This window comes from Geothrix alkalitolerans (assembly GCF_022808885.1).
Lineage (GTDB): Bacteria > Acidobacteriota > Holophagae > Holophagales > Holophagaceae > Geothrix > Geothrix alkalitolerans.
The window spans coordinates 225,752-243,432 of sequence record NZ_JAKZLE010000004.1 but is presented as its reverse complement, the minus strand read 5'-3'; the positions used below and the strand labels follow the sequence as shown (position 1 = coordinate 243,432).

Sequence of the window (17,681 nt, the reverse complement as noted above, 5' to 3'; positions counted from 1 at the left end):
GGCATGACCGCTTCCGCCCTTCCCCTGATCGCGATCGACGGCCCGTCCGGCGTGGGAAAGTCCACCACAGCCCGACGGGCCGCCGCGCGTCTGGGCTGGCAGTACCTCGACACCGGCGCCATGTACCGCGCCGCAACCCTGGCTCTCCAGCGCGCGGGCCTGTCCCTGGCGGACCGCCCCGCGCTGGAACGCCTCCTGGCGGGCCTGGACCTCGCCCAGGAGAGCACGCGAATCTTCCTCGCCGGCGAGGACGTCAGTGAGGCCATCCGCAGCCAGGAGGTCACGCGCGGGGTGACGCCCGTGAGCGCGGATGCCCGGGTTCGCGAAGTGCTGGTGGAGCAGCAGCGTCGCATCGGCGCCTCCGGTCGCTGGGTGGTCGACGGCCGCGACATCGGCACGGTGGTCTTTCCTGGCGCCTGCTGCAAGATCTTCCTCACCGCCAGCCCCGAGGCCCGCGCCCGGCGCCGTTTCCTCGAGCTGGAAGCCAAGGGCCAGACCCCGGTGTTCGACGAGGTGCTCGCCGATCAGCGCCGACGCGACGAGGCCGACAGCACCCGCGCCGAGGCGCCCCTGCGCAGGGCCGCGGACGCCGTGGAACTGGATTCCAGTGCCATGACCCTCGACCAGGTGGTGGACTGGATCGTGGCAAGGCACCTGGCGCATCCGTGACGCCCCTTCTGGAACCGCTGGCCGAAGCCTGGGAGGCCGAGTGGCAGCCCGTGGGAACCGCCGCCGTGGCCGGCGTCTCCCTGGGTTTCCTCCTGCTCGCCGTTCTCGCGATCCGCGCCGACCAGGGCTGGATCCCGCTTCTGGACGGTGTGAATCTGGTGTTCCACGAAGCCGGCCATCCCATCTTCGGCCTCCTGGGCTGGGAGGTCCTGACCATCCTCGGCGGGACCTTCATGCAGCTCCTGGTGCCCCTGGTCGCGCTCGGGACCTTCTGGCTGCGCCGGGATGCGGTGGGCACCGCGGCCACGGGGATCTGGGCCTTCGAGAACCTCCTGAACATCGCGCGCTATGTGGCGGACGCCCGCGCGCAGGTCCTCCCGCTGGTGGGTGGAGGCGAGCACGACTGGGCCACCCTGCTGGGGCGCTGGGGCCTGCTGACCCAGGACACGACGCTGGCTCGCGGGCTCCAGGGCCTCGGCTGGCTCGGCATGGTGGCCTGCTGGGCCTGGCTGGCCTGGCGGTGGCGCCGGAGCCGCCCGGACCGCGCCTAGGGGCTGCCGCCATCACGCCTTCTCCGCTTCAGAAAACGGACGCCTCCCGGCGCCCGTTTTCTGAAGCATGAGGACAAGCTCAGTAGCCCTCGCCCTCCGCCGCCGCCTTCACCTTCCCCCGATGGAAGCGGAAGAGGAAGGTCAGGTAGGCGATGGCGATGGGGAAGCCGATGAGCCACCAGACCAGGCCCGCGCGAAGGCCGTGGGAGCCCACGCTGGCGTTGAGGGCCGTCAGGTCGAACCGGGGGTCGAGGGTGGATCTCAGCATCACCGGGTAGACGCAGGCCGCGCTGGCCGCAAGGAGGCCGAGGATGAAGGCCCCGGATCCCAGGAAGGCCATCAGGAACCGCTCCCGCTTGAGACCCACGAACACCAGGCCCAGGCCCGCAAGGAAGATGAGGGAGGCCACCCAGCCCAGAGGGGCCTGCGGGAGGCGGTGGAAGATGCCGGGGTTCACGGCCGAGGTGGCGTAGCTGGCCACGATCCACAGGACCAGCACGGCGCCCCACAGCTTCATGCCGAGCCCCTTGGCACGGTCGTGCACGGCGCCCTCCGTCTTCCAGGCCAGGAACAGGGCGCCATGGCCTGCCACGGTTACCAGGGCGAACACCCCGATGAGGACGGTGTACCAGTCGAGGATGCCGGGCTGGGGGCCCTGGCGGAAGTTGGTCCAGAGCGCCATCTCGAAGTAGCCGCTCCCGTCCACGGGCACGCCCCGGAGGACATTGCCCAGGGCCGCGCCGAACAGGATGGGGAGCAGCACGCTGGAGAACGCGAAGGCCCCGTCCCAGAAGTGCCGCCAGAGTCCATCCTCCAGGTGGGACCGGAACTCGATGGAGATGCCGCGGGCCATCAGGCACCAGACCACCAGCCAGAGGGCGAGGTAGAAGCCCGAGAACCCCGAGGCCAGCACCTTGGGGAAGGCCAGGAACAGGGAGCCTCCGCCCGCCAGCAGCCAGACCTCGTTCCCATCCCACAGGGGGCCGATGGCGCCCAGCACCTCGCGGCGTTCCTCATTGGTCTTGGCCACCACCAGGTGCAGGATGCCGGCGCCGAAGTCGAAGCCGTCCATCACGACATAGATGGCCATCATCACGGAGACAAGCCAGAACCAGAGCATTTCCATGGCAGCCTCCTAGGCCTTCTGGTAGTGGGAGACGGGGCCGTGGGCGATCTCCCGGCCGATGAGGAAGAGCCACAGGACGCTCAGCGCCACGAAGATGCCGGCGAATCCGAGCGTCGTGAACGCGGTGTGGCCTGCGTTCACCGTGGGGGAGCCGCCCTGGATGGTGCGCAGCAGGCCGTAGATGAGCCAGGGCTGGCGGCCGAACTCGGCCACCGCCCAGCCAGCGGCCGTGGCGATGTACGGGAAGGGGAAGGCCAGCATCAGCACCCAGAGCATGGGTCGCGCGGTATCGAGGCGGTTCTTCCAGAGCAGCAGGGCGGCCAGGCCCATGATCGCGATCATGATCGTGCCCAGGCCCGCCATGATGTGGAAGCTGTAGTAGAGCAGCTCGATGTTCTGCGGCCACTGGTCCTCGGGGAACGCGAGCAGGCCCTTCACGTTGCTGGAGAAGCTGCCGTAGGCGATGAAGCTCAGCACGGCGGGCAGCTGGATGGGATTCTCGATCCGCCGCTGGGCCACGTTGGGCTGGCCCACCAGGGTGAGGTTGGCGCGGGGCCCGCTCTCGAAGCGGCCCTCCATGGCCGCCAGCGTGATGGGCTGGTACTTCGCCACGAGCTTGCCGGAGATGTCTCCTGTGGGGAAGGCCACGAGCCCGCTGAAGATCAGGCCCATGATCGTGCCCGCCCGCAGGTTCAGCCGGGCCTGCTCCGGATGGATTCCCTTGAGGGTCCAGTAGGCGCCGATGGCCGCCACCACGAAGGAGGCCGTCACCACGGAGGCGATCATGTTGTGGGCGTACTGGCCCAGCGCCCAGGGGTTGACCACGAAGGCCCAGAAGCTGGCTAGCTGGAGGCTGCCGTCGGCGGCATGGGTGTAGCCCACGGGATGCTGCATGAACGCGTTGGTGGCGATGATGAAGTAGCCCGAGAGCCAGCTTCCGATCCACAGCGCCAGGGCGGCCCCGAAGTGGCCCTTCGGCGAGAGCTTCTTCTCGCCCCAGATCAGCATCCCCAGGAAGCTGCTCTCCAGGAAGAAGGCGAACATGCCCTCCATGCCCAGGGTCTGCCCGATGATGCCGCCGGAGAAGCGCGAAAAGGCGGCCCAGTTCGTGCCGAACTGGAACTCCAGCGGAATGCCCGTCACCACGCCCACGGCGAAGTTGATGCCGAAGATCTTGATCCAGAAGCGGGCCGCGTCGTTGTAGCGCGCCTCGCCCGTGCGGAGGCCCATGGCCTTCAGCACGACGATCACCAGGGCGAGCCCCATCGTCAGCTGCGGAAACAGGTAGTGGTAGGTCGCCGTGAAGCCGAACTGAAGCCTGTGCCAGAAAAGCGGATCACCCATGGTTTCTCCCGAAATGAACGGCCTGCGACGCCTCTGGATCCATGATGCGCGGCCAGTATCCCATGCCGGCCTGGAAGGGGTTCACCCAAAGACCTGAAACCAAACAGGAAACCGTCGGTGATGGAAATCACATTGTTTTTAATAGTCTTAAATCGTTATTTAGTCATATCCTATTTTCATCCCAGCGCTGGACCGCTCGCGGTTCCGGAAAGCTCAGGGGTAGGGGAGGCGGGCCCGGGGTGGGCCCGCCGTTTTATTGGTCCAGCCTCCGCGCCGGGATGGACCGCCGGTCAGCCCTCGACCACGATCTCCGAGGTGATGGGCACGGCCGGCCGCAGCATGGCGGACACCCCGCAGTAGGTCTCCTCGGACAGCTTCACGGCGCGCTCCAGCTTGTCCATGGGCAGGTTCCTGCCCCGGAACACATAGCGGAGATGGATGCCGGTGAAGATCCGGGGATGCTCCTCCCGGGCTTCGGCGCTCACCTGCACCTCGAGGCCGTCCAGCTTCACGCGCATCTTCTCGAGAATGCTCACCACGTCGATGGCGGTGCATCCGCCGAGCCCGGCCAGGACGAGCCCCTTGGGCCGGGGCCCCTTGGTGGGCGCCCCGTCGCCGGCCGGCACGTCAATGTGGTACTGGTGGCCTTCCTGGTCCACCCGGAACGTCAGGCCGGATTCCCAGCGGACCTTGGCTTCCATGCGCGCCTCCCTACTCCGCCAGATCCTCCAGGATCGGGGCGGCCGCGTCCAGGATACCGACGGCGATCAGATGCCGGGCGATACGGACCGCGTCCAGGACCTCCTCCCGGGTGGCGCCCTCCTGCATCGCCATGCGCGCCTGCGATCGGGCACAGCTCGCCTGGCGGCGGCCCAGCGCCGCGGCCACGGCCATGAGGTGCCGGTACTTCAGGGGGATCGTGCTCTCCGGTCGCTGCACACTTCCGTGGGAGAGCTGCGCCGTGGACACCAGCAGGTCCGGAGCCAGCTCCTTCAGCTGCCCCGGCCACTTCGGAAGGGTGTCTCCCATCTTCCCCTGCATCATCTGAAGGATCTGGTCGGGGGTGGGCGGGGTCTGGACGCTCATGGCAGGTCTCCGGGAGGTCAGGACAGCAAGGTGGCGATGCGGCGCCAGGAGCCGAGGTTGTGCACCTCCTTGAAGCCCTTGCGCTTGAGGATGGCGACCGCGAACCCGCTGCGGCTGCCGCTGTCGCAGCAGAGGAGCACGGGGCGCTCGGGGTCGAGTTCCTTGGACCGCTGGTCCAGCTGGTCGGCGGGGATGTTGACGGCCTTGGGGTGCGAGGCGGTGCGGTACTCGCCCGCGGTGCGGACGTCCACGATCTGCGCCCCCCGCGCCAACAGGGCCTTCACGTCCGCCGTCGAGGCGGAGCGGCGGCTCCACAGCAGGTAGCCGATGGCGGCCACCGGGATGAGGTAGATCCAGTATTCGGCCATCAGGCGCCCGCCTGCTGGAGGGCCGCCAGGAGCGTGTGCGCAGGCTGGACGCCCACCATGCGGCTCAGGATGCGGCCATCCTTGAGGACCACGAGCGTGGGAATGCTCTGGACGCCGAACTGGCCGGCCAGCAGCGGCTCCTCATCCACGTTGACCTTCGCCACGATGGCCTTCGCGCCCGCGGTCTTGGCGACTTCGTCAAGGATGGGCCCCTGCATGCGGCAGGGGCCGCACCAGGGGGCCCAGAAATCGATGAGCACGGGGTTCCCGTGAGAAGAGACCTTGTGGAAGGCCTCGGTGGTGAGGTGAATGACTTCAGACATGGCGACTCCAGAATCAGAGGGAAGAAGAGTTGTGGACACAGCAGTCCGCGCGGGTCCTACTTCGCCGCAGCCCAGAGCAGGCCCATCACGGCGCCATAGGTGATGGCGCGCAGCGGTGTGGCCGTGAGCGGGCAGGTGCCCGTGCTGCAGCCCACCAGCCGCTGGTAGGCGTAGCCCAGGACTCCGCCGACTGCGAGGCCCAGGAGGATGCGGAGGGCCATGGGCTTCACCGCGAGCATCCCACGCCCTGACCTTCAGGCACACCAAGCTTGCGCAGGATGGTGGACATGAGGCACCAGTTGGTGAGGCCGCTCTGGAGCAGGTTCGCGCCCACGAACACGGTGAACCAGATCCAGTTCGGGTTGTGGAACTTCGCCAGGGCGAGGCTCAGCAGGATGAAGGTGCCGGCGACGGTGTGGACGATGCGATCGACGTTCATGAGTGGCTCCTATTCGCTGACGGTGGTGGAGGCCTCGCGCTGGAGGTCCGCGGCGCGGCCCCGGCGGGCAACAAGGTAGTAGAGGACGGGGATGGACGGCACGGACAGCAGGGTGGCCGCCACCGAGCCCGCCATGAGGCTGATGGCCAGTCCCTGGAAGATGGGATCCGCCAACATCACCAGGGAGCCCACGATCACGGCCGCGGCCGTGAGGAGGATGGGACGGAAGCGCACCACGCCGGCTTCTTCCACCGCCAGCGCCAACGGCATCCCCTCGCGCAGCTTCAGCTCGATGAAGTCCACGAGGATGATGCTGTTGCGGACGATGATGCCGGCGCCGGCGATGAAGCCGATCATGCTGGTGGCCGTGAAGAAGGCGCCGAAGAGGCCGTGGGCGGGAATGATGCCGATGAGGGAGAGCGGGATCGGCACCAGGATCACCCAGGGGATCTCGAAGCTCTCGAACCAGCCGACCACCAGCACGAAGATCAGCACCAGCACGGCGGCGAAGGCCATGCCGAGGTCCCGGAAGACTTCGAGGGTGATGTGCCACTCGCCGTCCCACTTCATGATCAGGTTCTCGGTGTTCTCGGGATGGGCGAGGCCCAGACGGACCACCTCCGCGCCGCCGGTGCCCTTCATGGCGTCGATCTTCTTGTTGAGCGCCGCCAGGGCGTAGACGGGGCTTTCGATGGCGCCCGCCAGATCGGAGAACACATAGGTGACGGGCATCAGGTTCTTGTGGTGGATGACCGGCTCCTCGGCGCCATCCTTCACCGTCACCAGTTCGCGGATGGGCACCATGCCCCGAGCGCCGGGGACGTAGAGCTGGAGAATCTGGTCGAGCCGCTGGCGCTTCTCGGCCGGGAGCTGAACCACCACCGGCACCTGGCTGGAGCCGCGCAGCACATGGAAGGTGCCGGCAGTGTGGCCGTAGCCGGCCATGTAGAGCGTCTGGACCACATGGGCGGGCGCCACACCGTGGAGGGCAGCCTTTTCCCGGTCGAGGACCAGGCTGATCTTGGGCGAAGTCTCGTTCAGGGTCGAGTCGACATCCACGATGCCGTCCACGCTCTTGAACGCCCCCAGGACATCGCCGGCCAGCCGTGCCCGCTCGGCATCGGAAGGCCCGTAGACCTCCGCCACGATGGTGTCCATGACCGGCGGCCCGGGCGGGATCTCCACGAGCTTCATGCGGGCCCCAGCGGGCTTGGAGATCTTCTCAAGCTCGGGGCGCAGGCGCACGACGATGTCGTGGCTCTGCTCCTTCCGGTCGCCCTTGGGCACCAGGTTCACCTGGATGTCCACCATCTCCGCCGCCTGGCGGAGGAAGCTGTGCCGGACCATGCCCACGAAGGTGAAGGGCGCGGCCTCTCCGGCGTACACCTGGACGTTGCGGACGGTGGGCTCCTTGAGCAGCCGGCGGGCGATGTCCTGACCAGCGGCAAGGGCGTCCTCCCTCGGCGTGCCGGCAGGCAGGTCAAGCTGGACCATGAACTCCGACTTGTTGTCGAAGGGCAGCATCTTCACCTTCACCACGCCGAAGCCCACCAGGGACATGGCCGCCAGGAGCAGCACCACCACACCGCCGAAGAAGGTCCAGCGGACCTTGGGCTCGTTGATCAGGGCCCGGATGGCCTTGCGGTAGAGCGCGGAGAACTTCGTGTCCGGCGCCACTTCGGGGTTCTTGTCCTGCCAGTCGTGCTCCGGCTCGGGGGCAGCGGTTTCCGGTGTCGCGGGATGAAGTCCGGACTCGTCCGTATCCGGCAGGTGGGCCTCTTTCTTGAACACGTTCAGGCTGGCCCAGGGGCTGATGACGAACGCGATGAGCAGGCTGAAGATCATGGCCACGCTGGCGCCGATGGGGATCGGGCGCATGTAGGGGCCCATGAGCCCCCGCACGAAGGCCATGGGGAGGATGGCCGCGATGACCGCGAAGGTGGCCAGGATCGTGGGATTGCCCACCTCGTCCACCGCCTCCACCACCACCGTGGCGAAGCTCTTGCGGAGGCCCGGAAGGTGCATGTGCCGGTGGATGTTCTCCACCACCACGATGGCGTCGTCCACCAGGATGCCGATCGAGAAGATCAGGGCGAACAGGGTGACCCGGTTCAGCGTGTAGCCGAACAGGTAGGTGATGAGCAGGGTGAGGGCCAGCGTGACGGGCACGGCCACGCCCACCACCACGGCGCTGCGCCAGCCCATGGTGAGCAGGATCAGCGCGATGACGCTGAGGGTGGCGATGAGCAGGTGCTCGATGAGCTCGTTGGACTTGTCGCCGGCCGTCTCGCCGTAGTTCCGGGTGACGGTCACCTTGACGTCGTGGGGGATGAGGTTGCCGCGGAGGACCTCCACCTTGGCCAGGACCTGCTCGGCCAGGGCGGTGGCGTTGGTGCCCGCCCGCTTGGACAGGGCGATGCTCACGGCGGGCTCGAAGCCGGGCCGGGCAGCGTCCGCGTAGTGAACCATGGGCGGCTCGGGCTCGGGGGCGTCCACCACCTTGGCGACATCGGCGAGGTAGACGGGCTTCATGTTCCGTACGCCCACCACGAGGCGGCGCAGCTCGGAGGCCTGGAGCACGAAGCCGGTGGCCTCGAGCTCCGTGCGCTTGCCGTGGTCGACGAGCGCGCCCGCGGGCAGCTGGGCCTCGGCGGCCTGGAGGGCCGGCTGGAGCTCGCCGATGGACATGTTGATGGAGCGCAGGCGATCAGGGTCCGGCTCGATGCGGACCATGCGGCGGGCGCCGCCGATGACCTTCACCTGCGCCGTACTTGGAACGTCCGACAGCTCCCGCGCCAGGACGTCGCCCAACTTGCGCAGCTGGCCAGGGGTCTGGGCCGAGCCCTCGCTTCCATGGAGCGTGAGCACCAGGAAGGGCACGTCGTCGATGGTCTGGAGCTTGATGATGGGCTTCATGGCCCCGGGCGGCAGGATCTGGGGGTTGGCGGCCAGCTCCTGGTAGATCTTCACCAGGCTGGGCTCCTGCGGCTCGTTCACCTTGAAGCGCACGGTGATGAGCGCCATGCCCGGGGTGCTCATGCTGTAGAGATACTCGACGCCGGGGATGCCCCAAAGCCGGCGCTCCAGGGGCGTGGTGACCTGGCTCTCGATCTCCTTGGGGCTCGCCCCCGGGTAGGGCACGTAGAGGTCGACCATCGGCACGATGATCTGGGGTTCTTCCTCCCGCGGCGTGAGCACCACGGCGAGGATGCCCAGCAGCAGCGACGCCAGGACGATGAGGGGGGTCAGCTTGCTGCGGAGGAAGCCCTTCGCCAGCCGGCCGGCCAGACCCAGCTTGGGCTCACTTGCCATGGCTCACCCCGCCTTTGGTACGGTCCGAGGGGGACCGCCTGCTCGCTTCGCTCGCGAAGTCCCCCCCGGAACCCCCCACCTGCTGCTTCGGCGAAGCCGCAGTAGCAGGTCTGATCTCGATGGGCTGGCCGTCCTGGAGCGCGCCGGGATGGTCGATGACCTTCTCGCCCGCCTTCAGGCCCGAGCGGACGGGCAGGTAGGCGCCTTCGGCCTCGCCCAGGGAGAGCCAGCGCAGCTCAGCATGTCCGTCCTTGGCGACGAAGACGCCCGTGAGCTCGCCCCGGTGCACGAGTGCGCTGCGGGGCACGGAGAACCCCTGGGAATCGGCCTTCAGGCCGGGCACCAGGATGCGGGCGAAGGAGCCCTGGCGGAGGCCCTTGGGTCTGAGCACCTTGGCGCGCAGGGTTCCCTTGTGGCTGTAGGGATCCCCACCGGGGGCCAGGCCCGTGATCTGGGCCTCGCCTTCGACGCCTTCCGATTCGAACTTCACCTTCGACCCGGCCCTGAGGCCCCTGGCCTCATCCTCGGACACGGTGGCGACCAGCTCTTGTTCGCCGTCGCCCACCAGCTCCAGCAGGGGCATGCCGGGGCCGACGAAGTCGCCTTCGCTGACCTTCCGGGACTGCACCACGCCGGAGAAGGGCGCGCGGATCTGCGTGTAGGCGATGTTGGCCTTCAGCGAGGAGACGCCCGCCTGGGCCTGGGCCACCTGGGCCTCCACCTGCTCGAGCTCGACCGCGGTGCTGGCCTTCTGGGCCTGGAGGGCCTGGATGCGGCGGTGGTAGGCCTCCACGGTCGCAAGTCCGGTCTGGGCCGCCTTGAGCTGGCCCTGGAGATCCTCATCACCGAGGGCGATGAGCAGGGTCCCGGCTGACACGCGCTGGCCCTCCTGGACGAGGACGCGCTTGACCTGGGCGGCCATGCGGGTGGACATCATGGCCGTGCGTGAGGACTGGAGGGTGGCGGCCACCCAGGCCCCGCCCTCGGGACCGCCATCAGCCACCAGGGCGACGGCCACCTTGGGCAGCTCCTTCGCCTCGGGCCGGGCCTCCTTGTGGCCGCAGGCCAGTGTCCCCAAGAGCGCGCCCGACAGGGCCAGGGCGGAAAGGGCGGTCTTCATGGCTTCACTCCTTCGATGGGGGTTCCGGTCGCAAGATCAAGGCTGGCGCGGCTCACGCGAAGATCGAACAGGCTTTGGAGAATGAGGGTGTGGGCGCCCTGCACGGCGGCCTCTGCATCGAGCACCTCGATGAGCGGCGCGAGCCCTTCCTTGTGGCGGGCCTCCCGCAGGCGCTTGGACTCCTCGGCGGCGGCCAGGGACTCCTTCGCGGCGGCGTAGCGGGCCTGGGCGGCCAGCACGCTTTCCTTCGCCACGCGGATTTCGTGCTCGGCCTGCTTCTGCTTGAAGTCGCGCATGTCGCGGGCGGCGCGCTCCTGGGCGCGGGCGGCCCTGGCCTTGGCCTGATCGGGCGCGGAGAACACCTTCCACTTCACGCCCACGCCGGCCCAGGTCCAATTCCCCTTCTCGGACCAGGAGTGGTGGAGGGTGCCCGCCCCCAGTTCCAGTCCCACCTCGGGAAGCAGGCTGCCTTTGGCGGCCTTGGCGCCTTCGGTCGCGGCCCTGGCCTGGAGGTCAGCGGCGAGCAGATCGCCTCGCCGGCCGGAGGGAAGGTCGGCTGCGGGATCCGTGGGCTCCTTCGAGGGGCGCATGCCCCCCTCGAAATCTGGGGTCAGCGGCGTCGCCAGGGGGCCCTCCACGGGACCGGTGCCTGTGAGCAAGCCCAGGCCCGAGCGGGCCGAATGCACCTGCTTGACCACCTCGGCCTTCTGCGCGTCGATCTGGGCGTGGAAAGCTTTCAGGCGCTGGAGCTCCGACTCCAGCATCAGGCCCTGCCTGACGCGGGCCCCGACGAAGTCTTCCATGCCCTGGATCCAGGTCCGGGAGTCCTCCACCCACTTGAGGGCCTGCTCGGCCACCTGCGTGCCGAAGTAGGCCTCCACCACGGCCTGGGCTGTCTCCTGCTTCCGCCGCTCCTGGCTGGCGGCCTCGGCCTGGGCCATGAGGTCGCCGGCACGCCGGGCCGCGGTGATCCGCCCGCCGGTGTAGAGGGGCTGCTGGAGCACGGCCGAGCCGCCGTAGGCGCCGATGGCATCCGGATGGTTCAGGCTGTCGGGATTGAAGTCCGCCATGGTGATCCGCGCCTGGTTCAGCTTGATGCCGAAGGCCATCATGGGCTCGTTGGTGCGGACCCCCTGGGCCTGGAGCGTCAGGCTCGGCAACCGGAGGTCGCGGTAGCCTTCGGCTTCCGCCTGGCGGGATTCCACCATGGCCTGACCCGCACGAAGGCCGCCTTGGTCCCGCCAAGCCTTCCGGATGCTGTCGGCCACGGTCAAGCCCTCCTGCCCCAGGAGGCTTCCTCCCGACAACAGCGCCAAGCTCAATCCCGTGATGGCTTTAATGTTCATAAAGGAATACTCCTAAACAAAAAAAAGCAACTGCATATAAAAGCATTCGTTCATTTAAGGGCCTTGTAGGTCATCTTTGCGCGGTCGGTCACATGACCGCACACCAGATCGCAGAGCTCACCCACGAGCGGCATCACGGGCGTGAAGTACACGGCATTGCCCTCGGGTTCGCGGGTCACGAGGCCCACGCGCACCAGGCAGGCCAGGTGCTTCGACGCGTTGGCCTGGGACAGGCCCGAGGCCTCGGCCACGGCCCCCTGGCTGAGGGGGCCCTTGTTGTCGAGGAGCGAGCGCAGGATCTTCAGTCGGGAGGCATCCCCCAGGGCGCTGAACAGGCCGCTCACTTCTTCGATCATGGGATTGCTGAGCTGGTGGTTCACGACTTCAACTCCATGCGACTATATTCATTCAGTTTTCGGTCGTGTCAACCCAAAATTCTCGGTCCCACTGAAAAACTGTATATCCATCGGAGCATCCAGCAACCGACATTCCAGCCTTCTGCATGGGTTTGTGGGGATTTCGTGATGGACATCATCCCTTTACCGGGAAAATCCACCCGAAGGTCCGGGGGATGCCCTCACGACCGCCAATGCTAGGCTGAGGAAGGAGGCCCCCGTGGAGGACCTGGACGCCCGCGCAGCAAAGATCCGCCTGCTCTGCACCGACATCGACGGGGTCCTCACCGACGGAGCCCTTCACTATGGCCCGGAGCCGGGCCATACCAAGGCTTTCCACGTGCGGGACGGGGCAGCCATCAAGCACCTCCAGCAGGCGGGCATCCGCGTGGCGTTCATCTCGGGCCTGGACGCCGGGGCGACCGTGAACCGGGCCCGGGATCTCGGGGTGGAGGACTGCTTCGCGGGGCACTTGGAGAAGCTGCCCATCCTGGACCAGCTCTGCGCCAGGTACGGCTTGGCCTACGATCAGGTCGGCCATCTGGGGGACGACCTGCCGGACCTGCCCCTGCTCCGCCGAGTGGGCCTGGCCTGCTGCCCTTCGGATGCGGCGGACGAGGTGAAGGCCGTCTGCCACTGGACCGTGCCCGTCCCCGGCGGCCGGGGCGTGCTGCGCCAGGCGGCCGAGCGGATTCTCAAGGCCCAGGGGCGGTGGGACGAGATCGTGGGACGGTACTGAGCTACTTCAGCCCGCGCTTCTCCAGCAGGGGCTCCACCTTCGGATCCCTCCCGCGGAAGTTCCGGTAGAGCAGCGCGGGATCGACCGTGCCGCCCTTGGACAGCACCTCGGCGCGGAACCTGGCGGCGGTGGCGGGATCGAAGAGGTTGCCTTTCTCCTTGAAGGCCTGGAAGGCGTCGCTGTCGAGCACGGCGCTCCAGATGTAGCTGTAGTAGCCCGCTGCGTAGCCGCCCATGATGTGGTTGAAGTAGGGGCTGCGGTAGCGGGACGGGATCTCGGCGAGGAGGCCCCACTTGGTCAGGGAGGTCTTCTCGAAGGCTGCCGTGTCCTGCGGCTTGGTGGTGGTGAGCGTGTGCCAGTCCATGTCCAGCAGCGAAGCCGCCATGTACTCGGTGGTGGCGAAGCCCTGGCCGAAGGTGGCGGCCTTCTTCATCTTGGCCACCAGGGCATCGGGGATCACCTCGCCGGTCTTGTAGTGCCTGGCGTAGAGCTTCAGCATCTCCGGCTCCATGGACCAGTTCTCCATGACCTGGCTGGGCAGCTCCACGAAGTCGCGGGGCGTGCCGGCGGTGCCGCGGTAGCGGCCCTTGTAGAAGAGGCCGTGCAGGCCGTGGCCGAACTCGTGGAAGAGCGTGCGCACCTCGTCGGAGGTCAGCAGCGCCGGCCGGTCGCCGGCCGGGGCCGTGAAGTTGCAGACATTCACCACCACGGGATCCACCTGCTTTCCGTCCTTCACCCAGGCGGAGCGGTAGCTGCTCATCCAGGCGCCGCCGCGCTTGCCGGGCCGGGGGTGGTAGTCCACGTAGATCAGGCCCAGATGGCGCCCGTCCTTCTCCTTCACCTCAAAGCAGCGCACGTCCTTCTGGTAGACGGGCAGGTCCTTCACCTCCGTGAAGGTGATGCCGTAGAGCCGGCCCGCCAGGGTGAAGGCACCCTGCCGCACGGCATCGAGGGCGAAGTAGGGCTTCACCGATTCCTCGTCGAAGTCGTACTTGGCCTGCTTCACCTTCTCCGCGTAGTAGCGCCAGTCCCAGGCTTCCAGCTTCTGGCCCGGCAGGTCCTTGGCCATCATGGCCTGCAGCTCGGCGCGCTCCTGCTTGGCGACCTCCAGCGCGGGTTTCCAGATCTGGTCCAGCAGGCCGTAGACACCCTTGGGATCCTTGGCCATGTTCTCTTCGAGGACGAAGTCCGCCCAGGTGCGGTAGCCCAGCAGCTGGGCCTTCTCTACGCGCAGGGCGGCCACCTGGGCCACGATGGCATTGGTGTCCGTGTCGCCGCCCTGGTTGCAACGCTCCAGGTAGCCCGTGAGGATCCGCTTCCGCAACTCGCGGTTCCGGGCGTACTCCAGGAAGGGCCAGATGCTGGGGCCGTCCAGGGTGAACAGCCACTTCCCGTCCTGCCCCGCCTTCTTCGCCGCGGCCGCCGCGGCCAGGCGCGTGCCCTCGGGCAGACCCGCCAAGTCGGCCGGGTCCGTCACCACCATCTGGAAGGCCTTGGTGGCCTTGAGGAGGCGGTCGCCGAAGTCGACGCCCAGCTTGGACAGCTCGGCATTGATGGCCCGCATGCGGGTCTGCTGGGCGGGCGTGAGCGCGGCGCCGGCCCGGACGAAGCCCTTGTAGGTGCGCTCCAGGAGGCGGGCCTGGTCGGGCTCCAGCTTCAGCGCGGCTCGGCCGTCCCACACGGCCTTCACGCGCCCAAAGAGCTTCGCATCCAGGTTGATGTCGTCGCGGTGGGCGGCGAGGAGGGGCATCACCTCGCGGTTCACAGCCTGGAGCTTCGGGTTCGTCTCGGCACCCGTGAGGTTGAAGAAGACCGATCCGATGCGGTCCATGAACTGGCCGGACAGGTCCAGGGCCACGATGGTGTTGGCGAAGGTGGGAGCCTCCTTGGCCTCTGCGATGCTGGCCACTTCGGCCTTCTGGCGGGCCATGCCCTCCCTGAAGGCCGGAAGGAAATGCGCCTCCTTGATTTCCGCGAAGGGCGGCACGCCGAAGGGCGTCTTCCACTCCGAGAAGAAGGGATTGGCGGCGACAGACGGATCGGCGGCGAGGGCGGGCAAGGTCATGAGGGCGGCCAAGGCGGAAGCGGGACGCATGGAAGGCTCCTGGGGGGTCATACCCCACTCTAGCATCATCTTACGAGGGGTCGCCTCTCGGATGAGCCCCGGGGAGGGTCGGGTATTCTCGAAGGATGATCAGCCACATCTCCTCGCGCATCGCCCGGGCCGGGGCCCTGCTGGGTCTCGCCCTGCTCCTGGCCTGCCAGCCCCAGGCCCCCGTGGTGGTGCCCCAGGCGCCGACACCCCAGACTCAGCCCCCGGCTCCGCCCAAGCCGCAGGGTCCTCCGCCCAAACCGAAGATCGCCCTGGTGCTGGGCGGCGGTGCCGCGCGCGGGTTCGCGCACATCGGCGTCATCCGCACGCTCGAACAGGAGAAGATCCCGGTGGACCTGGTGGTGGGCACAAGCGTGGGCAGCCTGATCGGCGCCATCTACGCCGCGGACCGCAACAGCTTCGAGTTGGAGTGGACCGCCTTCCAGCTCCAGAAGGAGGACCTTTTCGACTTCGGCGTCCTCTCCACGGTGGCGGGCATGGGCTTCGCAAAGGGCGACAAGCTCGAGACCTGGGTCAAGGGCCACATCAAGCCGGCCAACATCGAGCAGCTGAAGATTCCCTTCGCCGCCGTGGCCACGGATCTCAACTGGGGCCAGAAGGTCGTGCTGGACCGCGGCTCCGTGGCCCGTGCCGTGCGGGCCAGCTCGGCGATTCCCGGCGTGTTCCAGCCCGTGCAGCACATGGGCAAGATCCTGGTGGACGGCGGCGTGGTGGACAACATCCCCATCTCCGTGGCCCGCGCCAAGGGAGCCGACCTGGTCATCGCCGTCGACATCAGCGCCAACGTGGGGAACACGGACATCACCAACCTGCTGGGCGTGAGCCTCCAGGCCGCCAACATCATGTTCGCCCTCAACGTGGAGCACTCGAAGAAGGATGCGGACGTGCTGATCTCACCGGCCATCGGCGACGTGGGCACCCTGGACTTCACCCAGAAGAAGCGCTGCATGGAGGCAGGCATCGTGGCCGCCCAGCAGGCCATGCCTGCCGTTCGCCAGGCCATCGACAAGTGGGTGGCCGCCCGGATGGCCGCCCAGTCCACCGGCCAGTGAAGCGCTTCACGTTACGAAGATCATGTCCCCCATGGGGGTGAGGTCGAAGCGCCCCATCTTGAAGGCGTCGACCCTGTCCATTCCTTGGCCTTTGGAACCCGGCAGGCCACCTCCTGGAGCGGCGGGGCAGAGTGGATGGAAGCGGCGCTCAGAACGGCGTGAGGGCTGATCGGCCCGGGGGAGGCCCCCATCATGATCACCCCCTGTCTGTGTAAACAGGAAATTCGGGCGGTTCCGGCCGCTCTCTCGGGACTGGCCCAGCGGCGATCCACGGACGTAGAATCCGGGCATCCGCAGAACGAAAGAAGGCCCCTTCTCTTCCGAGCATTCCACGACGAGGATGCCATGCCCGCGCCCCAGCCCCGACTGACGCCTTCACGGATCCTGTGGCCCGCCGCGCTCGCGGGGCTCCTGGCGGCCTGCGCCACCCGCCCGCCGATGGTCCGGCCGATCCCGGCACCAGCCCCCTCGCCCGCTCCGGCACCCGCCCCATTGCCCACTCCGGCGCCCCCGCCGCCGCCTCCGCCCGCGCCTTCCGCCCGCCCCCCCAGGCCCGAGCCCCTGGCGGAAGCCGAAGCATCCCGGCCGCCTGAGGACCACCGCATGGCGGAAAGGGCCGAGATGCCCCGGCGAGCGGCTTCCTCCCGCCCGTCCCTGCCCCCTCCACGCCCCACGCCCGTGGGGGCCAACCCCAACGTGGACCAGGCCCAGGCCTATGCCCGCGTATCCGTGATGTTCGGCACGGACCGCAAGCTCGATCCCCGCGCGGGGACCTTCGGCGGCGGGCGCGGCGAGCGGATCTCCTACGGCGAAATCACCGTCAGCATCCCCCACGGCCACAGGACCGGCGAGTTAGAGGCGCCGTCCCTCTGGAAGCTGGAGCTCAGCGAGGATCCCCGCAAGCACGTGGCCGTCCTTGACTGGTCGCCCCTCACGCGGCTCGGGTTCCTAAACCGCGTGAGGGCCCGGGTTCAGGCGCAGGGCGCATCCGGATCCAGCTTCGTGTTCGTCCACGGCTACAACGTGGCCTTCGCGGACGCTGCCCGCCGGACCGCCCAGATCACCTACGACCTGGACTATCGGGGCGTGCCCGTGTTCTACAGCTGGCCCTCCCAGGGCACCCTCCAGGGCTACACCACGGACGAGAACAACGCCCAGTGGAGCGAGGCGAACCTGAAGCGGTTCCTCGTGGACTTCGCCCAGAAGAGCGGCGCGACGGACATCTACCTCATCGCCCACTCCATGGGCAACCGCGTCCTCACGGGCGCGCTGCGGCAGGCCTTCGCGGAACAGCCGAAGCTCAAGGGCCGCTTCAAGGAGATCATCCTCACGGCCCCCGACATCGACGCCGAGATCTTCAAGCGCGACATCGCCCCCGCCCTGGTGGCGGGCTGCGACCGCATCACCCTCTATGCCTCCAATGGCGACAACGCCCTGCTGGCCTCCAAGAAGGTCCACGGCTACCCGCGGGCGGGCGACACCGCCGAGGGCATCGTCGTGGTGCCGGGCATCGAGACCATCGACGCCTCGGGCCTGGACACCAGCCTCCTGGAGCACTCCTACTTCGCCACCGCCCCGCCGGTGATCAGCGACATCCGCCGGGTGCTGCTGGACGGCCTCCGCGCCGCCCGCCGCGGCCTGGAGCCGCGCACGGCGGGCGGGGGGAACTACTGGAAGCTGAAGGCCGCGAAACCCTGA

18 protein-coding genes are annotated in these 17,681 nt (G+C 68.1%); 5 read left to right on the top strand and 13 right to left on the bottom strand.

Annotated elements, in window-relative coordinates; translation table 11 throughout:
- Positions 1 to 3: 3 nt before the first annotated feature.
- Positions 4 to 669 carry a (d)CMP kinase gene (gene cmk / locus MLJ35_RS10375; RefSeq protein WP_243384288.1) on the top strand — a complete coding sequence of 222 codons (666 nt, stop codon included), beginning with the start codon at positions 4 to 6 and terminating at the stop codon, positions 667 to 669.
- Positions 666 to 1,220: a hypothetical protein gene (locus MLJ35_RS10370; protein ID WP_243384287.1), complete on the top strand. Its 555-nt coding sequence runs from the start codon at positions 666 to 668 to the stop codon at positions 1,218 to 1,220. Before cmk ends, MLJ35_RS10370 begins: the two co-directional genes overlap by 4 nt.
- A 79-nt stretch (positions 1,221 to 1,299) precedes the next feature.
- Here the strand turns inward: MLJ35_RS10370 and cydB are convergent, their stop codons facing one another.
- The 12 genes from cydB to MLJ35_RS10310 form a co-directional block, all read right to left on the bottom strand.
- On the bottom strand, positions 1,300 to 2,346 hold the full coding sequence (cydB, locus tag MLJ35_RS10365; RefSeq protein ID WP_243324658.1) for a cytochrome d ubiquinol oxidase subunit II: 1,047 nt from the start codon (positions 2,344 to 2,346) through the stop codon (positions 1,300 to 1,302).
- A 9-nt stretch (positions 2,347 to 2,355) separates the two neighbouring features.
- Positions 2,356 to 3,690 carry a cytochrome ubiquinol oxidase subunit I gene (locus tag MLJ35_RS10360; protein ID WP_243384286.1) on the bottom strand — a complete coding sequence of 445 codons (1,335 nt, stop codon included), beginning with the start codon at positions 3,688 to 3,690 and terminating at the stop codon, positions 2,356 to 2,358.
- A gap of 290 nt (positions 3,691 to 3,980) precedes the next feature.
- Positions 3,981 to 4,391 (bottom strand): OsmC family protein, encoded by a 411-nt coding sequence (locus tag MLJ35_RS10355; RefSeq protein WP_243384285.1) that lies wholly within the window; start codon positions 4,389 to 4,391, stop codon positions 3,981 to 3,983.
- A gap of 10 nt (positions 4,392 to 4,401) precedes the next feature.
- Positions 4,402 to 4,776 (bottom strand): carboxymuconolactone decarboxylase family protein, encoded by a 375-nt coding sequence (locus MLJ35_RS10350; RefSeq protein ID WP_243384284.1) that lies wholly within the window; start codon positions 4,774 to 4,776, stop codon positions 4,402 to 4,404.
- Positions 4,777 to 4,793: 17 nt separating this feature from the next.
- A complete protein-coding gene (locus tag MLJ35_RS10345) occupies positions 4,794 to 5,144 on the bottom strand; it encodes a rhodanese-like domain-containing protein (RefSeq protein ID WP_243384283.1) in 351 nt (116 codons plus the stop codon).
- Positions 5,144 to 5,467, bottom strand: coding sequence for a thioredoxin (trxA, locus tag MLJ35_RS10340; RefSeq protein ID WP_243324669.1), 324 nt, complete (start codon positions 5,465 to 5,467; stop codon positions 5,144 to 5,146). The genes MLJ35_RS10345 and trxA overlap by 1 nt, the downstream gene beginning before the upstream one ends.
- Positions 5,468 to 5,523: 56 nt before the next feature.
- Positions 5,524 to 5,688: a DUF6132 family protein gene (locus MLJ35_RS10335; RefSeq protein WP_243304550.1), complete on the bottom strand. Its 165-nt coding sequence runs from the start codon at positions 5,686 to 5,688 to the stop codon at positions 5,524 to 5,526.
- 5 nt (positions 5,689 to 5,693) lie between these two features.
- The gene (locus tag MLJ35_RS10330) at positions 5,694 to 5,906 is read right to left on the bottom strand and encodes a YgaP family membrane protein (RefSeq protein ID WP_243324670.1); all 213 of its coding nucleotides are present in this window, start codon (positions 5,904 to 5,906) and stop codon (positions 5,694 to 5,696) included.
- 9 nt (positions 5,907 to 5,915) lie between these two features.
- Entirely contained in the window at positions 5,916 to 9,218 is a 3,303-nt protein-coding gene (locus tag MLJ35_RS10325; protein WP_243384282.1) for an efflux RND transporter permease subunit, read from the bottom strand.
- Positions 9,208 to 10,338, bottom strand: coding sequence for an efflux RND transporter periplasmic adaptor subunit (locus tag MLJ35_RS10320; RefSeq protein ID WP_243384281.1), 1,131 nt, complete (start codon positions 10,336 to 10,338; stop codon positions 9,208 to 9,210). The genes MLJ35_RS10325 and MLJ35_RS10320 overlap by 11 nt, the downstream gene beginning before the upstream one ends.
- Positions 10,335 to 11,684, bottom strand: a complete 1,350-nt coding sequence (locus MLJ35_RS10315) for a TolC family protein (protein WP_243384280.1) — start codon at positions 11,682 to 11,684, stop codon at positions 10,335 to 10,337. Before MLJ35_RS10315 ends, MLJ35_RS10320 begins: the two co-directional genes overlap by 4 nt.
- A gap of 50 nt (positions 11,685 to 11,734) precedes the next feature.
- The gene (locus tag MLJ35_RS10310) at positions 11,735 to 12,064 is read right to left on the bottom strand and encodes an ArsR/SmtB family transcription factor (protein ID WP_243287650.1); all 330 of its coding nucleotides are present in this window, start codon (positions 12,062 to 12,064) and stop codon (positions 11,735 to 11,737) included.
- A gap of 235 nt (positions 12,065 to 12,299) precedes the next feature.
- Between MLJ35_RS10310 and MLJ35_RS10305 the strand changes: the two genes are divergently transcribed.
- Positions 12,300 to 12,818: a KdsC family phosphatase gene (locus MLJ35_RS10305; RefSeq protein WP_243384279.1), complete on the top strand. Its 519-nt coding sequence runs from the start codon at positions 12,300 to 12,302 to the stop codon at positions 12,816 to 12,818.
- Position 12,819: 1 nt separating this feature from the next.
- On the opposite strand, the gene MLJ35_RS10300 is transcribed toward MLJ35_RS10305, so the two are convergent.
- Positions 12,820 to 14,913 (bottom strand): M3 family metallopeptidase, encoded by a 2,094-nt coding sequence (locus tag MLJ35_RS10300; RefSeq protein WP_243384278.1) that lies wholly within the window; start codon positions 14,911 to 14,913, stop codon positions 12,820 to 12,822.
- A gap of 95 nt (positions 14,914 to 15,008) precedes the next feature.
- Here MLJ35_RS10300 and MLJ35_RS10295 point away from each other — a divergent pair, with 95 nt between their 5' ends.
- Complete coding sequence (locus tag MLJ35_RS10295; protein ID WP_243384277.1) at positions 15,009 to 15,983, top strand: patatin-like phospholipase family protein; 975 nt, start codon at positions 15,009 to 15,011, stop codon at positions 15,981 to 15,983.
- A gap of 603 nt (positions 15,984 to 16,586) precedes the next feature.
- A complete protein-coding gene (locus MLJ35_RS10290; protein ID WP_243384276.1) occupies positions 16,587 to 17,681 on the top strand; it encodes an alpha/beta hydrolase in 1,095 nt (364 codons plus the stop codon).

Bases quoted from the DNA above. Each gene is read 5' to 3' on its own strand.
- MLJ35_RS10350 (WP_243384284.1), bottom strand. From the start codon at position 4,776: ATGAGCGTCCAGACCCCGCCCACCCCCGACCAGATCCTTCAGATGATG.
- MLJ35_RS10345 (WP_243384283.1), bottom strand. From the start codon at position 5,144: ATGGCCGAATACTGGATCTACCTCATCCCGGTGGCCGCCATCGGCTAC.
- MLJ35_RS10290 (WP_243384276.1), top strand. From the start codon at position 16,587: ATGGCGGAAAGGGCCGAGATGCCCCGGCGAGCGGCTTCCTCCCGCCCG.
- trxA (WP_243324669.1), bottom strand. From the start codon at position 5,467: ATGTCTGAAGTCATTCACCTCACCACCGAGGCCTTCCACAAGGTCTCT.
- MLJ35_RS10320 (WP_243384281.1), bottom strand. From the start codon at position 10,338: ATGAAGACCGCCCTTTCCGCCCTGGCCCTGTCGGGCGCGCTCTTGGGG.
- MLJ35_RS10295 (WP_243384277.1), top strand. From the start codon at position 15,009: ATGATCAGCCACATCTCCTCGCGCATCGCCCGGGCCGGGGCCCTGCTG.
- MLJ35_RS10355 (WP_243384285.1), bottom strand. From the start codon at position 4,391: ATGGAAGCCAAGGTCCGCTGGGAATCCGGCCTGACGTTCCGGGTGGAC.
- cmk (WP_243384288.1), top strand. From the start codon at position 4: ATGACCGCTTCCGCCCTTCCCCTGATCGCGATCGACGGCCCGTCCGGC.
- MLJ35_RS10360 (WP_243384286.1), bottom strand. From the start codon at position 3,690: ATGGGTGATCCGCTTTTCTGGCACAGGCTTCAGTTCGGCTTCACGGCG.
- MLJ35_RS10335 (WP_243304550.1), bottom strand. From the start codon at position 5,688: ATGGCCCTCCGCATCCTCCTGGGCCTCGCAGTCGGCGGAGTCCTGGGC.
- MLJ35_RS10300 (WP_243384278.1), bottom strand. From the start codon at position 14,913: ATGCGTCCCGCTTCCGCCTTGGCCGCCCTCATGACCTTGCCCGCCCTC.
- MLJ35_RS10315 (WP_243384280.1), bottom strand. From the start codon at position 11,684: ATGAACATTAAAGCCATCACGGGATTGAGCTTGGCGCTGTTGTCGGGA.
- MLJ35_RS10325 (WP_243384282.1), bottom strand. From the start codon at position 9,218: ATGGCAAGTGAGCCCAAGCTGGGTCTGGCCGGCCGGCTGGCGAAGGGC.
- cydB (WP_243324658.1), bottom strand. From the start codon at position 2,346: ATGGAAATGCTCTGGTTCTGGCTTGTCTCCGTGATGATGGCCATCTAT.
- MLJ35_RS10330 (WP_243324670.1), bottom strand. From the start codon at position 5,906: ATGAACGTCGATCGCATCGTCCACACCGTCGCCGGCACCTTCATCCTG.